This is a genomic window from Brevundimonas sp. Br13 (genome assembly GCF_055391505.1).
In genome coordinates, this window is the sequence record NZ_AP044008.1 from 1,768,896 (window position 1) to 1,784,060 (window position 15,165).

At 66.9% G+C, this 15,165-nt stretch carries 12 protein-coding genes; 7 read left to right on the forward strand and 5 right to left on the reverse strand.

Annotation, left to right across the window (positions count from 1 at the left end; translation table 11 throughout):
* Positions 1 to 27: 27 nt before the first annotated feature.
* On the reverse strand, positions 28 to 828 hold the full coding sequence (locus tag ACZ5M6_RS08675) for a DUF4198 domain-containing protein (RefSeq protein WP_333896068.1): 801 nt from the start codon (positions 826 to 828) through the stop codon (positions 28 to 30).
* A 137-nt stretch (positions 829 to 965) separates the two neighbouring features.
* Between ACZ5M6_RS08675 and ACZ5M6_RS08680 the strand changes: the two genes are divergently transcribed.
* Positions 966 to 1,772 carry a hypothetical protein gene (locus ACZ5M6_RS08680; protein ID WP_464158175.1) on the forward strand — a complete coding sequence of 269 codons (807 nt, stop codon included), beginning with the start codon at positions 966 to 968 and terminating at the stop codon, positions 1,770 to 1,772.
* 30 nt (positions 1,773 to 1,802) lie between these two features.
* Here the strand turns inward: ACZ5M6_RS08680 and uvrA are convergent, their stop codons facing one another.
* Together uvrA and ACZ5M6_RS08690 are read right to left on the reverse strand one after the other, a co-directional pair.
* Positions 1,803 to 4,751: an excinuclease ABC subunit UvrA gene (gene uvrA / locus ACZ5M6_RS08685; RefSeq protein WP_183215953.1), complete on the reverse strand. Its 2,949-nt coding sequence runs from the start codon at positions 4,749 to 4,751 to the stop codon at positions 1,803 to 1,805.
* A 128-nt stretch (positions 4,752 to 4,879) separates the two neighbouring features.
* Complete coding sequence (locus ACZ5M6_RS08690; protein ID WP_054765380.1) at positions 4,880 to 5,374, reverse strand: group III truncated hemoglobin; 495 nt, start codon at positions 5,372 to 5,374, stop codon at positions 4,880 to 4,882.
* A 232-nt stretch (positions 5,375 to 5,606) separates the two neighbouring features.
* On the opposite strand from ACZ5M6_RS08690, the gene ACZ5M6_RS08695 reads away from it, so the two are divergent.
* Positions 5,607 to 7,232: an ABC-F family ATP-binding cassette domain-containing protein gene (locus tag ACZ5M6_RS08695; protein ID WP_444572134.1), complete on the forward strand. Its 1,626-nt coding sequence runs from the start codon at positions 5,607 to 5,609 to the stop codon at positions 7,230 to 7,232.
* Here ACZ5M6_RS08695 and ACZ5M6_RS08700 read toward each other — a convergent pair.
* The gene (locus ACZ5M6_RS08700; protein WP_054765382.1) at positions 7,207 to 7,656 is read right to left on the reverse strand and encodes a tRNA (cytidine(34)-2'-O)-methyltransferase; all 450 of its coding nucleotides are present in this window, start codon (positions 7,654 to 7,656) and stop codon (positions 7,207 to 7,209) included. The genes ACZ5M6_RS08695 and ACZ5M6_RS08700 overlap by 26 nt on opposite strands.
* A 193-nt stretch (positions 7,657 to 7,849) precedes the next feature.
* On the opposite strand from ACZ5M6_RS08700, the gene petA reads away from it, so the two are divergent.
* From petA to ACZ5M6_RS08725, 5 genes are all read left to right on the forward strand, one after another.
* Positions 7,850 to 8,386: a ubiquinol-cytochrome c reductase iron-sulfur subunit gene (gene petA / locus ACZ5M6_RS08705; RefSeq protein WP_054765383.1), complete on the forward strand. Its 537-nt coding sequence runs from the start codon at positions 7,850 to 7,852 to the stop codon at positions 8,384 to 8,386.
* A gap of 17 nt (positions 8,387 to 8,403) precedes the next feature.
* Complete coding sequence (locus ACZ5M6_RS08710) at positions 8,404 to 9,732, forward strand: cytochrome b (RefSeq protein WP_054765384.1); 1,329 nt, start codon at positions 8,404 to 8,406, stop codon at positions 9,730 to 9,732.
* A gap of 32 nt (positions 9,733 to 9,764) precedes the next feature.
* Positions 9,765 to 10,610: a cytochrome c1 gene (locus tag ACZ5M6_RS08715; protein ID WP_054766902.1), complete on the forward strand. Its 846-nt coding sequence runs from the start codon at positions 9,765 to 9,767 to the stop codon at positions 10,608 to 10,610.
* 151 nt (positions 10,611 to 10,761) lie between these two features.
* Entirely contained in the window at positions 10,762 to 12,429 is a 1,668-nt protein-coding gene (locus ACZ5M6_RS08720; protein WP_191555462.1) for a M28 family metallopeptidase, read from the forward strand.
* Positions 12,430 to 12,469: 40 nt separating this feature from the next.
* Positions 12,470 to 14,128, forward strand: a complete 1,659-nt coding sequence (locus ACZ5M6_RS08725; RefSeq protein ID WP_191555463.1) for a M28 family peptidase — start codon at positions 12,470 to 12,472, stop codon at positions 14,126 to 14,128.
* A 27-nt stretch (positions 14,129 to 14,155) separates the two neighbouring features.
* Here ACZ5M6_RS08725 and ACZ5M6_RS08730 read toward each other — a convergent pair whose 3' ends face one another.
* A complete protein-coding gene (locus ACZ5M6_RS08730; protein ID WP_464158178.1) occupies positions 14,156 to 15,163 on the reverse strand; it encodes a DUF6607 family protein in 1,008 nt (335 codons plus the stop codon).
* Between the last annotated feature and the right edge of the window lie 2 nt (positions 15,164 to 15,165).

Here is a 15,165-nt window from a genome sequence, read left to right on the forward strand (position 1 = left end):
GCGCGACATGGACGGTCCCCTCCGCCTTCACCCCGCGTCGGCGGTGAAGGTCAGGGTGTGGGTGTAGCTGCGGTAGGGGGTGGGGCTGCCTGCCGGGGCGGCGGTGCGGTAGCGGACCTGTGTCATATAGGCACCGGGCGCCGAGACCCGCAGGGTCAGGACGCCGGAGGCGTCGGTGGCGGTTTCGGTCTCGATCGTCTTGCCGTCGTACTGGCCGGCTTCGCGAAAGACGGTGACAGGCGCGTCGGCCAGGGGCTGGCCGTCGAACAGCAGGCGGAAGGTCGCGTCCTCGCCGGCGACGATCTGGTTCGGCTGGATCAGAGGCTGAAGCTCCAGCCCTTGGCCGGTGGGCTTCAGCGCCGCCTCGTCGGGGACGCCCCGCATAACATAGGCCTCGGCGACGGTGATGCTCTGGACATCGACCAGTTCGGCGCCGGGCGGGGGCGGCGCATCCTCTTCGCCGACCATCTTCCAGCCGGAGGGGGTGTGGTACATCTTGGCCGTGCGGCCGGCGCGTGGGCCGGATGACAGACGATAGAGGCCGTCCACCGGCGTCGGCGCCTCGAACACCGCCAGATCGCGCAGATAGGTGACGGCGCTGATCGGCGTGTCGCCGTTTGGCCCGACCACATGGAAGCCGTCGGACCGCATGGCGACCTCGGCGTTGAACACCTCCTCGGTAAAGGCCGCCTCGACGGTCACATGATCGCGCCGCCCCGCGTCGAACAGGTTCGGCCGAAGATAGGGGGAGTGGGCCTGGGCCACGCCCGCGCCCCAGACGGACAGAAGGGAGGCCAAAAGGCCGGCGTGGAGGGGATGTCGGGTCATGGTCGTCCTCATAGGCCGAGGCAGAGTATGCAAGTGAGAACGAATTGCAACAAAGGGTTCGGGATAGGGGCGTCTGGGACCGGACGCCGACGACGGGATGGGCTAGAGTCGCGCCGAATCTGATCTGGAGTTCGATCATGAGTTTTTCCGCCACCGACGCCGCATTCGAGGGGTTTCGCGTGACGCGCCAGAACCCGGCGGCGGTTCTCCTCTGGTCGATGGTCTGGCTGATCGGGCTCATATTGAGCAGTCTGCTCGCGGCGCCCGCAATCATGCCCCATATGGCCGAGTTGCAGGCCGCCAACGGCGATATCAACGCCTTGTCGCCAGAAGCGCTACAAGCCTTCGGCTTGGCCATGGCTGGATTCATGCCGCCGTTGCTGTTGGCCCAGGCCCTCGTCGCGCCGGCCGTCTACCGCGCAGTGTTTGAGCCTGAGAAACGACGGTTCGGCTTCCTGCGACTGGGCAAGACCGAGGCTCGGATGTTGGGGGTTCTGATTATTCTGGTCGTCGTTCAGCTCGTATTGAACGTTGGAGCGGACCTCGCCACTCGGGGCGCCGGCGCGGCGATCGGTCTGGCGGGAGGCGTCATCGTGAATCTGATCGCCTTTGCACTGGGGCTCTGGGTGGCGGCTCGACTCAGCTTGGTCGCGCCTCTCACGCTGCTGCGGAGCGGCCTTCCTCTCGTGGAAGGATGGAAGCGCAGCGGACCCATCGTCTGGCCTCTGATCGGCGTGAATGTGCTCGCCGTCGCCATGGCCTTGTTGGTGGGTCTGCTGCTGGCCCTCGTCGCCTGGCCTATGACGGCGGCCATGTCCGGCTCCGGCGCAGGCGCGGGTTTGGCGGCCCTGCTGCTGATGACGCTGATGGCGCTCGGTTTCGCACTGATCACCGTCCTGCTTTGGAGTCCGTTCGCGGCGATCTTGAAGCAGCTGGAGGGCTGACGGAGACGTTTCAGCGTCTGGAGTAAAACCTCAGGCCGAGGCCTTGACCCGCTTCCGCTTCGCCGGCGGGGGCGTCGCCGCCTGCCCCAGTGCGGCGACCCGCGCCTTGCGCCGGGTCTCGTGACGATCCAGCACCTCCTTGAGGTATTTTCCGGTCCAGCTGGCCTTGTTCTCCGCCACCTGTTCCGGTGTGCCGACCGCGACGATCTCGCCGCCGCCGTCGCCGCCTTCCGGCCCGAAGTCGAGCAGATAGTCCGCCACTTTGATGACGTCGAGATTGTGCTCGATCACCACGATGGTGTTGCCAGCCTCGACCAGTTCCTGAAGCACTTCCAGAAGTTTGCGCGTATCTTCGAAATGCAGGCCGGTGGTCGGCTCGTCGAGGATGTAGAGGGTCCGGCCGGTCGCGCGTTTCGACAGTTCCTTGGACAGCTTGACCCGCTGGGCCTCGCCGCCGGACAGGGTGGTCGCGGGCTGGCCGACCTTGACGTAGCCGAGGCCCACCCGCTCCAGCGTCAGCATCTTGTCGCGGATCGGCGGCACGGCCTTGAAGAACTGGGCGGCCTCCTCGACCGTCATGTCCAGGACGTCCGAGATCGACTTGCCCTTGAACACAATCTCCAGCGTCTCTCGGTTGTAGCGCTTGCCCTTGCAGACGTCGCAGGTGACGTAGACGTCGGGCAGGAAGTGCATCTCGATCTTGATGACGCCGTCGCCCTGGCAGGCCTCGCAGCGGCCGCCCTTGACGTTGAAGCTGAACCGGCCGGGGCCGTAGCCGCGCGCCTTGGATTCCGGCAGGCCGGCGTACCAGTCGCGGATGGGGCCGAAGGCGCCGGTGTAGGTGGCGGGATTGGAGCGCGGGGTGCGGCCGATCGGCGACTGGTCGATGTCGATGACCTTGTCGAAATGCTCCAGCCCCTCGATGCGGTCGAAGGGGGCGGGGGCGTCCGACGCATTGTTCAGACGGCGCGCGGCGGCCTTATACAGGGTCTCGATGGTGAAGGTGGACTTGCCGCCGCCGGACACGCCGGTGATGCAGGTGAAGACGCCGACGGGGATTTCGCCGGTGACGCTCTTCAGATTGTTGCCGCTGGCGCCGCTGATCTTCAGCATCCGCTTGCGGTCGATGGGGCGGCGGCCGTCGGCGGGGATTTCGATCTCCCGCTCGCCGGTCAGATATTTGCCGGTCAGGGAGTTCGGGTTGGCCATGACCTGTTGCGGCGTACCCTCGGCGCAGACCGTGCCGCCATGCACCCCCGCAGCGGGCCCCATGTCGATGACATAGTCGGCGGTCAGGATGGCTTCCTCGTCGTGCTCGACCACAAGGACCGAATTGCCGAGGTCGCGCAGCCCTTTCAGGCTTTCCAGCAGGCGGGTGTTGTCGCGCTGGTGCAGGCCGATGGAGGGCTCGTCCAGCACATAGAGGACGCCGGTCAGGCCCGAACCGATCTGCGAAGCCAGACGGATGCGCTGGCTCTCCCCGCCCGACAAGGTGCCGGATGAGCGGGACAGGTTCAGATAGTCCAGGCCGACGTTGTTCAGGAACCGCAGCCGGTCGCAGATCTCCTTCAGGATGCGCCGGGCGATCTCCATCTGCTTCTCTGTCAGGCTCTCCTCCAGGGTCGAGAACCAGAGGTAGGCCTTGGAGATCGACAGCATGGAGATGTCGGCGATGTCCTCGCCGCCGACCTTGACGGCCAGGGCCTCGGGCTTCAGCCGCTTGCCGCCGCAGGCCTCACAGGGGGTCTCGGACTGATAGCGTGCCAGCTCCTCGCGAACCCAGGCGCTGTCGGTCTCGCGCCAGCGCCGCTCCAGGTTCGGCAGGACGCCCTCGAACGGCTTAGAGACCTCGTATTTGCGGGCGTTGTCGTCATAGGTGAATTTGATCTTCTCAGCGCCCGTGCCGTGCAGGATCGCCTTATGCGCCTGGGCCGGCAGATCGCGCCAAGCCACATCCATCGAGAAGCCGTAGTGGCGGCTGAGCGACTGAAGCGTCTGGGTATAGAGAGGTGAGGGGCCGCGCGCCCACGGCGCTACCGCCCCCTTGTGCAGGCTCTTGTCGCGATCGGGGATCACCAGGTCGGCGTCGAAGGCGAGCTTGACCCCTAGGCCGTCGCACACCGGACAGGCGCCGAAGGGATTGTTGAACGAGAACAGCCGCGGCTCGATCTCCGAGATGGTGAAGCCGGACACCGGGCAGGCGAATCGTTCGGAGAAGACGAGGGTGCGCGGCGCTGTCTCGCCCTCGGCGACGCTGGCCCATTCCGCCGTGGCGATACCGTCGGCGAGGCTCAGCGCCGTCTGCAGGCTGTCGGCGTAGCGACCTTCCTGATCCGGCTTGGTCACGATCCGGTCCACGACGATGTCGATGTCGTGCTTGAACTTCTTGTCCAGGGTCGGGGCTTCGTCGATCGGATAGAATTGCCCGTCGATCTTCAGCCTCTGGAAGCCCTGACGCTGCCATTCGGCGATTTCCTTGCGGTACTCGCCCTTGCGGCCGCGAACGACCGGAGCCAGCAGCAGGATGCGTTCGCCGTCGGGCAGGGCCGTCAGCTTATCGACCATCTGGCTGATGGTCTGGCTCTCGATCGGCAGGCCGGTGGCCGGCGAATAGGGCACGCCGACCCGCGCCCACAGCAGGCGCATATAGTCGTGGATCTCCGTCACCGTGCCGACGGTCGAGCGAGGGTTTTTGGACGTCGTCTTCTGTTCGATCGAAATGGCCGGCGACAGACCCTCGATCAGGTCCACGTCCGGCTTGCCCATCAGTTCCAGAAACTGGCGCGCATAGGCCGACAGGCTCTCGACATAGCGCCGCTGGCCCTCGGCGTAGATGGTGTCGAACGCAAGGGACGACTTGCCCGAGCCCGACAGGCCGGTCATCACCACCAGCTGTTCGCGCGGAATATCCAGGTCCACGCCCTTGAGATTATGCTCGCGGGCGCCGCGAACGCGGATGAAGTTGTGCTTTTCGGTCATGCGGTCCGGGAAACGCGGAGAGGAGCCGGAGGGCTCCGGCGCGACATCGCTATATGGGAATGATTTGCCCGGTTTAAGCAAGAACAATGTGGGAACATTGCGCACTGGGCGCGTCCAGCCCGGTTGACCTACTCCGGCGTCCAGGCCTGTGTCGGGCGCAAGAAACGCTCCCCCTTGGCCAGCATCACTCCGTTTGCGGTCGCGACGCCGAGCTCCAGGCTCTCGGCGATGCGGCGGGCGCGTTCGATGAAATGGGCCGCGGCGACGGGCGGGCACAGGTCGCGGGCGGTCTCGGCGAACAACTCAAGCCAGCGGTCGAAGTGGCGCGCGTCGATCGGCAGGGGCAGATGTTTCGGCATAGGCCGACCCTGGTAGACGCCAGACGAAAGGGCGACCGACGACCAGAACAGCTTCATCTGCGCCAGATGCGGGCCCCAGTCGGCGATCCGATCCGCGAAGATCGGCCCGATCAGCCGGTCGTCGCGGACGCGGGCGTAGAAGCCCTCGACCAGGGCGTCGATCATCGCCTCGTCGATGCCGGTTTCGTCGCGCAGCCGCTGAACAGCCGCGTCGCGGCGCGCGGCGGCTCCGGCAGGGTCTTCTATGCGGAAGCGGCTCTCCATTCCGACGTCCTAGCGGCTTGGTGGGCGGGGCGCCATCGGACCATCGGTCCACCCCGGAGCCACCCCCTCTTCACGCGGGCGTGTTCATAGCAGGGGCTCCCCGGACTTGCGGATTGCATAAATACGACCCATCCTCCTGTCTCTGAGGAGTTTTGAGCAGGAGGCTCGAAGATCATGATCATCGCACTGGCAACCGGTTCCGCCCTGTCCGCCATGCTGCTCGTGATCCTCCATGCCAACCAGCCCAAGCCCAAGCGCGTTCCCGTGCGCGCTCGCGACCCTCGACAAGGTCGCCGCTAGAACGCCTGACGGCGTTACGCTTTTCGACAATCTGAGCCTGACGTTCGGGCCTGAGCGCACCGGCGTCGTCGGTCGCAACGGCGCGGGCAAGAGCACGCTGCTGCGTCTGATCGCCGGCGACCTGTCCCCCAATGAGGGAACGGTCACGTGCCTCGGCTCTGTCGGCGTTCTGGATCAACGGTCCGATCCGTCTCCCGTCGAGACAGCGGCGCAAACCCTGGGCGTCGCGCCGGCCCTGGCGGCGATCGACCGGCTGCTGGCTGGCGCGGGCGACGCCCAGGACCTGGCCGACGCCGATTGGACCCTGGAACCCCGGATCGATTCAGCCCTCGCCGAAGTCGGGTTGGCGGGCCTGCCGATGGACCGGCCGACACGCAGCCTCAGCGGCGGGGAACAGACCCGGCTACGGCTTGCGGGATTGATCCTGGCGGCGCCCGACCTGATCCTGCTGGACGAACCGACCAATCACCTGGACGTCGAGGCGCGGCGCTGGGTGGCCGAGGTGCTGGGTCGCTGGAAGGGCGGGGCGGTGGTGGTCAGCCATGACCGGGATCTGCTGCGTCGCATGGATCGCATCGTCGAGGTGTCCGGCCTGGGGGTCGCCGTCCACGGCGGGAACTACGACCTCTACGCCGCACGCAAGGCGATTGAGCGCGAAACAGCCGAACGCGACCTGGTCGAGGCTGAACGGACGCTGGCCCGCGTGGCGGCGGACGCCCAGCGTCGCACGGAGATGAAGGCGCGGCGGGACGCGGCCGGACGCCGCAAGGCGGCCAAGGGCGACATGCCCAGGATTCTGATCGACGCCCGGGCCGAGCGGGCCGAAAACAGCGGCGGCGGCGACCGGCTCCTCGCCGTGCGCCAGGCGGCGGAGGCGGAAACCGCCTTGGCCGCCGCGCGCCAAGGGGTGGAGCGGGTGCGAACCCTAACCATCCCCATGCGCGCCACAGGCCTTGCGGCGGGACGGACGGTGGCCACCTTGAGCGGGGCGGTCTGGACGACACAGGACGGGCGGCGGATCGTCGGTCCTGTGGATCTGACCTTGACCGGCCCGGAGCGGGTCGCCGTCACCGGCCCGAACGGCGCGGGCAAGACGACCCTGCTGCGGCTCATCACCGGCGATCTTGCACCGACTTCGGGTCAAGTGCAGCGACCCGTTCCCGCAGCCTTGCTGGATCAGGAGGCGGCTTTGCTGCGCCCCCAGGAAACCTTGGTCGAGGCCTGGATGCGGCTGAATCCGGACGGTTCGGTCCAAGAAGCCCAGGCGGCCCTGGCTCGCTTCCTGTTTCGAAATACGGCCGCGCATCGGCGGGTCGGCGACCTGTCCGGCGGTGAACGGCTGCGGGCCGCCCTGGCCTGCGTCATGACGGGAACGCGCCCGCCGCAGCTTCTGGTGCTGGATGAGCCGACCAACCACCTGGACCTCGATTCGGTGGCGGCGGTGGAGGCGGCGTTGAGCGCCTATGACGGCGCCCTCGTTGTCGTCAGCCACGATGCGGACTTCCTGGCGGCGGTCGGGATAGATCGGACGGTCAGCCTAGCCCGCCCGTCTGCCTGAGGCCCTCCCAAAGGGCGATGCCCGCCGTGACCGACAGATTCAGCGACCGGGCCTCGGGTCTGAGCGGAATCACCACGCGCGCGTCTGCGGCGGCGTGCACATAGTCCGGGGCGCCGGCGGTCTCCTTGCCGAACAGAAGCGTGTCGGTGGGTTCGAAGACGAAGTCGGGCAGGGGCGTCGCCCCCTTGGTGGTGAAGAGCACCAGCCGTCCGGCGGGTCGCTCGCGCTGGAACGCGTCCCAATCCGCATGGCGGGTCATGTGCGATAGGGGGCCGTAATCCAGGGCCGCCCGCTTCATGGCGCGGTCGTCAAAACGGAAGCCTGTGGGCTCAATGACGTGCAGGGCGACGCCGAAACAGGCCGACAGCCGGATACAGGCGCCGACGTTCTGAGGAATGTCCGGTTGAAAAAGGGCGAGACGCATTCTAAGCCCTAGGTATACGCGACCTGGGGGTTTGTCGCGGTCTGTTTGCGAGCGTTTCGCAAGAAACGTCAGCAGCTTGCGGCGAACGCCGCAAATACAGGCCGAGGGGACCACAGGGCAGCGCTTTTAGGGTTCGTGCCGTAGCAGAGGAGCGCCAACACAGGCGGTCCCGGCGGTCTTCGAGAGGTGAAACGTGGCCGAAACGGGTGTGATTCCGGAAGGCGAGGGCGATCCGAATCGCCGCGACTTCATCCATATCGCGGCGGGCGCCGCTGCGGTGGGCGCCGGGGCGATGATCGCCTGGCCTCTGATCAATCAGATGAACCCTGCGGCCGACACCCTGGCCCTGGCCTCGATCGAGTTCGACCTGACCAAGGTTCAGGAGGGCCAGCAGGTCGTGATCAAATGGCAGGGCAAGCCGGTCTTCGTGCGCTATCGCACCCCGGCCGAGCTGCAGAAGGTCATTACCGAGGGCGCCGTCGGCAGCCCGCCCCAGACGGATGCGGAACGCACCAAGTCCGGGCATGAGAAATATCTGGTCGTGGTCGGCTCCTGCACCCACCTGGGCTGCGTCCCGACCTTCGGCGCCGGCGATTACGGCGGCTGGTTCTGCCCGTGCCACGGCTCGCACTACGATGCGTCCGGTCGGATCAGAAAGGGGCCGGCGCCCCTGAACCTGGTCGTGCCCGACTACGAATACACGTCCGACACCCGCGTTAAGATCGGTTGAGGGCGAAGGGGGAGGAAATGAGCGAACACGAATCCACCTACGTCCCGAAGACGGGCGTCGAAAAATGGCTGGACACCCGGCTGCCCATCATCCGCTTCGGCGCCGACTATATGTCGCTGCCGACGCCCAGGAACCTGAACTACTGGTGGACCTTCGGCGGCATCCTGGCCCTGTGCCTGATGACGCAGATCGTCACCGGCATCGTTCTGGCCATGCACTATACGCCGAACGTCGACCTGGCCTTCGCCTCGGTCGAACGGATCATGCGTGACGTCAACGGCGGCTGGCTGATCCGCTATGTCCACGCCAACGGCGCCTCGATGTTCTTCATCGCCGTCTATCTGCACATGCTGCGGGGGCTGTACTACGGCTCCTACAAGGCGCCGCGCGAGATGATCTGGATCATCGGCTGCGTGATCTTCTTCCTGATGATCGCCACGGCCTTCCTGGGCTATGTCCTGCCCTGGGGTCAGATGTCCTTCTGGGGCGCGGAGGTCATCACCAATCTGATCGGCGCCGTGCCCCTCGTCGGCGAACCGATCCTGATCTGGCTGCGCGGCGGCCCGGCGATCGACAATGCGACGCTGAACCGCTTCTTCTCCCTGCACTATCTGCTGCCCTTCGCCATCCTGGGCTGCGTGGTCCTGCACCTTTGGGCCCTGCATTCGGCCGGTCAGAACAATCCGGTGGGCATCCTCATTCCGAAGGATCGCGCCAAGAAGGACACTCTGCCCTTCCACCCCTATTTCACGGTCAAGGACGGCTTTGCGATCATCCTGTTCCTGATCCTGTTCGCCGTCTTCGTCTTCTATCAGCCGAACGCCCTCGGCCACGCCGACAACTACATCCCGGCCAACCCGCTGCAGACGCCCGCCCACATCGTGCCCGAATGGTACATGCTGCCCTTCTACGCCATCCTGCGCGCGGTGCCGGACAAGTTCGGCGGGGTGGTCGCCATGTTCAGCGCCATCGGCGTCCTGTTCGTCCTGCCCTGGCTGGATACGTCCAAGGTGCGGTCGATGCGCTATCGCCCGACCATGCGGACCTTCTTCTTCATCTTCCTGGTGGTCGGGGTCGGCCTGGGCTGGTGCGGCGGTCAGCTGCCGGACGCCCCGGTCATTCCGGGCATGGCCAGCTTCGTCCTGTTCGACGGAGAGGTGAACTCCTACCTGTGGCTGACGCGGCTGTTCACCCTCTACTATTTCGTCTTCTTCCTGGTGATCCTGCCCTTCGTGGGCCTGAAGGAGACGCCGCTGCCGATCCCCGCGACGATCTCGGAACCGGTCCTGACGGGCGGCGACGCCGTCCCGGCCGCCGCGCCCGCCTCGCCCGAGAAGAAGGGCTGAGCGTCATGAGCTTTGGAACAATGAGCGTGTCGATGTCCAGACTGGTCGCTTCGGCGGTCGCCGCCCTCGGCCTGATGACGGCGGCGCCCGCCCTGGCGGAGGGCGGGGCGGCCCACCCCCGTTCCGGCGGCTTCAGCTTCGACGGCCCCTTCGGCGTCTATGACCAGGGTCAACTGCAGCGCGGCTACAAGGTCTATCACGAGGTCTGCGCCGCCTGTCACAGCATGAACCTGATGCACTACCGGAACCTGGGCGATCGCCACGGGCCGTTCTGGAATCCGAAATATCCGAATCCGAACGACAATCCGGTGGTGAAGGCCCTGGCCAAGGAGATCCAGGTCCCCGACATCGACAGCGAGACGGGCGAGCCGATCCAGCGCGACGCCACCCCGGCCGACAAGTTCCGCGCCCCCTATCCCAACGCCACCGCGGCTGCGGCCGGCAACGGCGGGGCGGCGCCGCCGGACCTGTCGGTCATGGCCAAGGCGCGTCACGGCGGCGCGGACTACATCTATTCCCTGCTGTCGGGCTATCGCACCCCGCCCGCCGGCCTGCAGATCCGCCCCGGTCAGCACTACAACCCCTATATGCAGGGCGACCTGACCCCCTTCTGGACCGGCGACCCGGACCATGTGCCCGAGGGCGGCTTCATCGCCATGCCGCCGCCGCTCCAGAACGGCCAGGTCACCTATGACGACGGCTCGCCCCAGACGGTGGATCAGTACGCCAAGGACGTCGCGGCCTTCATCGCCTGGACGTCCGAGCCGAAGATGGTCGAGCGCAAACAGGCCGGTTTCGGCGTGATCATCTTCCTGCTGATCTTTGCGGGCCTGACCTACGCCAGCTATCGCCGCATCTGGAAGGGCGTGGCCCACTAGGCGCGCCCGAACGAAAACCGAAACTCAGCCCGCCGAAGCCCGCTTCGGCGGGCTTTGTTTTGCGACATCCTGGCCGCTGACACGGAATCGACATGATGGCTTTACCCGCCTAGGGTTCGGCCTTCTTCTGCGGCTGTGGGGCCCTGTGTTCATGCGTATCCGTTCTTCCTTGGTCGCCGTGCTGATGGCCGGCGCCGCACTCTCCGCCTGCGCCGCGCCGGCGGCTCTTGAAGGTTCAGGCTCGGTCGCGGCCTTCGACGCAGCTCGTATCGCCGAGGACATTCGAACCCTGTCGGACGACAGTTTCGAGGGGCGCGGCATCGCCACCCCGGCCGAGCAGAAGGTGATCGACTATCTGAGCCGCCAATACGCCGCCGCCGGCTTCCAGCCGGGCGGTCCGAACGGCCAATGGACCCAGGACGTGATCCTGAACCGCTTCACCCAGTCCAACGTCCAGGCGGCGCTGAAGCTGGGCGACTGGACCCTGCCGATGACCCAGGGACGCGAGGTCGCCCTCTCGACCCGCCACCCGGCCGAGCACGTCAGCCTGAAGGACGCGCCCCTGGTCTTCGTCGGCTATGGGATCACCGCGCCCGAGCGGAATTGGGACGACTTCAAGGGGCAGGATCTGCGCGGCAAGGTGCTGGTCGTCCTGGTCAATGACGCCGATTTCGAAGAACCGGCCCTGAACACCTTCGGCGGCAAGGCCATGACCTACTACGGCCGCTGGACCTACAAATATGAAGAGGCGGCCCGCCATGGCGCGGCCGGGGTGCTGATCGTCCATGAGACGGCGCCCGCCTCCTATGGCTGGCAGACGGTCGCCAACTCCTGGGGCGTGCCCCAGTTCGACATCCTGCGCCAGAATGCGGCGGCTGAGCGGGTTCCGGTCGAGGGCTGGATCCAGCGCGACGTCGCCGTCGATCTGTTCCGCCGCGCCGGTCTGGATTTCGAGACGCTGAAGGCCCAGGCTCGCCGCCGCGACTTCCAGCCCGTGCCCCTGACCGGCGCCGGCTTCTCGACCGAGTTCGATGTGGCGACCAGTCAGGTCACCACCCATAACGTCATCGCCCGCCTGCCGGGAACCACCCATCCGGACGAGACGGTCCTCTACACCGCCCACTGGGACCACATCGGCATGGGCGAGCCGGACGAGACGGGCGACCGCATCTTCAACGGCGCCGTGGACAACGCCTCGGGCACGGCGGGCCTGTTGGAGCTGGCGCGGATGTACGGTCGGGCTCCTCGGACCGAACGCTCAATCGTCATGATCAGCTTCACCGCCGAGGAGAGCGGCCTTCTGGGCGCTGAATACTACGCTTCCAATCCCGTCTATCCCCTGGCCAGGACGGTGGGCGGCTTCAACATGGATTCGATGAACGTCTATGGCCGTGTCACCGGCCTGGGCGTGACCGGCTACGGCCAGTCCGACTTCGACGAGCGCTTGGCCGCCGCGATCCAGCCCCAGGGCCGCACCCTGATGCCGGATTACGAGAACGCCGCCGGCACCTACTACCGGTCCGACCACTTCCCCCTGGCCAAGCGCGGCGTGCCCATGGCCTATGCCGGCAGTCGGGGCGACTTCCGCGACGAACCGATCGCCGAGCGCCAAGCGGCGCGCAGCGACTACGGCGCCAAACGCTATCACCAGGCCGCCGACGAATGGTCGCCGGACTGGGACTACAGCGGAATGATCGAAGATCTGACGGTCTTCTATGACGTTGGCCGCGCCCTGGCGAACGGTCGCGACTGGCCCGAGTGGAAGTCGGGCTCCGAATTCGGTCCCGTCCGCGCCGTCTCCGCTGCCGAACGCCGCTAAGTCCGCTGCTCCTCCCGTCTTTCCTCATTCGAGAACCTTCATGATCCTGCGTCGTTCTTCCATCATCGCCGCTGCGGCCCTGCTCCTGGCCGCCTGCGCCACGGCGCCGGACGCGCCTGTCGTCCCGCCTTCGGCCGCGACCGACGCCTTCGCCGTGGCCTCGGCCGCCACCCCACAATTCAGCGCCCAGCGCCTGTCCGACCACATCAAATATCTGGCCGACGATCGGCTGGAGGGGCGTTTCCCCGGCCTGGTCGGCGAGCGGCTGACGCTGGAGTATCTGCAGGCCCAGTATGAGGCCATGGGTCTGGAGCCGGGCGGGCGCGACGGCTCCTGGCTCCAGCCGGTCGATCTGGTGCGGTTCACGCCCGAACGGCCCCCCGTCGCGACCTGGACCGGAGCCGACGGCGTCAGCCATGATCTGACGTCGGGCGCGGACATCACCCTGCGGGCCGGCCCGGCCGATCCGGTGGTCAAGGTCTCCGACGCCCCCCTGGTCTTCGCCGGCTACGGCATTGTGGCGCCCGAGCGGGGCTGGGACGACTATGGCTCGACAGACCTCACCGGGAAGGTCGTGGTCATTCTGCGCGGTCAACCAGAGTCCATGGGCGCCGACCCCAACTTCTACGGCTCGGGCGAACACAAGACCCAGGAGGCGCTGAAGCGCGGGGCCGTCGGCGTCATCAGCCTACAGGACGTCGAGGGCCGTTGGCGCCGCGCCGTCGGCGGCGCGAACCGGCCGGTGATGACGGTCAAGGGCGCGCGCGACGCCCGTTTCACCGGTTCGATCAATATGGCGACCGGAGCGGCCATCGGCGGCGACGTCCTGGCCCAGGCCTTGGCGCGTGCCAAGACGGCTGGCCTGGGCGGCGGCGTCGATCTGGGCGCCCGGCTCAGCGTGGACATCGCCGAAAAGACCGAGGTCATCCACTCCAACAATCTGCTGGCCAAGATCACCGGCACGACCCGGCCCGATGAATATGTCTTCTACTCCGCCCACTGGGACCACGTCGGCAAGGCGCGGGAGAAGAACGAGGCGGGGGACGACGTCTTCAACGGCGCCTGGGACAACGCCTCCGGCACGGCCGGCCTGATCGAAATGGCCCGCGCCTTCAAGAACGGCCCGGCGCCGGAGCGGACCGTGGTCTTCCTGCACGTCACGGCCGAGGAACAGGGGCTGCTGGGCTCTGAAGCCTATGCCGCCGACCCGGTCTATCCGCTGGCCAAGACGGCGGCCGACATCAATATCGACATGCTGCCCTTCACCCCGGCGACGCGCGACGTGGCGGTCTTCGGCGTCGGCAAGTCGGAGCTGGAGGATATTCTGGGACGGTTCGCCGCCGTCCAGGGGCGCACCGTCACTGGCGACGGTTATCCGGAAGAGGGCTTCTACTACCGTTCCGACCACTTCAACTTCGCCGCAGGCGGGGTGCCGGCTCTGATGCCGTGGAGCGGCCGTGATTTCGTGGAGGGCGGAATCGAAGCGGGCAAACCCTATTACGAGGCCCAGATGGCTCGCTACTATCACAAGCTGACGGACGAATGGCGGGCGGACTACGACTTCACCGCCGCACTTCAGAACCTGGATCTATTGTACCGGCTGGGTCTGACGGTGGCCGACAGCACCACCTGGCCGGCCTGGAAGCCGACAGCCGAGTTCAACGCCATCCGCGACGCCTCGGCCGCCGAACGGCGCTGAGGCCGTCGGCGGCGGGCGATCCGGACCTCAACGGGCGGCGGCGGGCTGGCTTGATGTGGCCTGGGCAATCAACTCGCGAGCCCGGGCGACGGCCTCGGCCTCAGCGACTTCGCCGTCGGCCAGCGACTGGGCCAGATCCATCAGCGGCGCTCCAGTGACCGCGCCGGTCTCGGCCTCCTGCTGCAGATGGACTCCGTTTCCGGCGACGATGGCTGCATCCCAGGCGTCGCGCACGGCGGCCCAGAAGCCTTGGGTCTTGGCCCAATAGTCGTCCCCCGGCTTGGGGGAATAGCTGTCGTTCCGGTCGTAGGTGTTGATCACATCTTCCTGGACCACGGCGATCGGCGCACCGTCCGGCTGGCCGGCCATCTTCATGTTGTCTTGAATATGCACCCAGCCGGCGGGTGTCAGGATGTGCCGATTGGTCCCCAGATAGCGGTCGTAGATCGGATGCCGCACCGCGTCCCGCCGCGCCAGCGGCCGCCAGGTCGGGTCGGACGTCCAGGCCGTCAGCCCATTGTCATAGGTCCAGCGGCCGACTCCGCCGTAACGAGGTGAATCGTCAGTCTGCCACACGGTCTGAGACCAAGCGCCCTGGCGCTGGGCTTCCGGGACGGGGGTCAGCACCCATCGGTTCGGCCCGGCGTAGGTCAGGACCGTCTGCGGCTGATAGGTCCAGTCCTGGCGCCAGTGTTTGATCGCCATGGTCTGACCGTCGTGCTCCATCACCAATATGTGCTGTAGGCTGATCCGATCGCCCTTGTCGTAGACGACACGCACGATCTCGCTGCCGCCGGACAGCTTCTCCTCCAGCGGATCATAGTCGGCGCGGAAGCCGACGTTCTCGCGCATGTCGAAATGGACGCGGTATTGGCCCGCCTGGGCCAGAATGGCCTGACGGTCTCGCTCGAAGGCGGCGGCCGGTGTGGTGGACGTCGCGGGGGCCGATGCGGCGGGAGCCCGGGACAGGGGCTCCGCCCCCTGGGCGGCGGGGGCGGAAGCCATCAAGGCGGCGGCGATCAATAGGGCGGGCATGG

Coding starts and splice junctions, on each gene's coding strand:
- ACZ5M6_RS08675 (WP_333896068.1), bottom strand. CDS start 828: ATGACCCGACATCCCCTCCACGCCGGCCTTTTGGCCTCCCTTCTGTCC.
- ACZ5M6_RS08680 (WP_464158175.1), top strand. CDS start 966: ATGAGTTTTTCCGCCACCGACGCCGCATTCGAGGGGTTTCGCGTGACG.
- uvrA (WP_183215953.1), bottom strand. CDS start 4,751: ATGACCGAAAAGCACAACTTCATCCGCGTTCGCGGCGCCCGCGAGCAT.
- ACZ5M6_RS08690 (WP_054765380.1), bottom strand. CDS start 5,374: ATGGAGAGCCGCTTCCGCATAGAAGACCCTGCCGGAGCCGCCGCGCGC.
- ACZ5M6_RS08695 (WP_444572134.1), top strand. CDS start 5,607: ATGCCAACCAGCCCAAGCCCAAGCGCGTTCCCGTGCGCGCTCGCGACC.
- ACZ5M6_RS08700 (WP_054765382.1), bottom strand. CDS start 7,656: ATGCGTCTCGCCCTTTTTCAACCGGACATTCCTCAGAACGTCGGCGCC.
- ACZ5M6_RS08710 (WP_054765384.1), top strand. CDS start 8,404: ATGAGCGAACACGAATCCACCTACGTCCCGAAGACGGGCGTCGAAAAA.
- ACZ5M6_RS08715 (WP_054766902.1), top strand. CDS start 9,765: ATGTCCAGACTGGTCGCTTCGGCGGTCGCCGCCCTCGGCCTGATGACG.
- ACZ5M6_RS08720 (WP_191555462.1), top strand. CDS start 10,762: ATGCGTATCCGTTCTTCCTTGGTCGCCGTGCTGATGGCCGGCGCCGCA.
- ACZ5M6_RS08725 (WP_191555463.1), top strand. CDS start 12,470: ATGATCCTGCGTCGTTCTTCCATCATCGCCGCTGCGGCCCTGCTCCTG.
- ACZ5M6_RS08730 (WP_464158178.1), bottom strand. CDS start 15,163: ATGCCCGCCCTATTGATCGCCGCCGCCTTGATGGCTTCCGCCCCCGCC.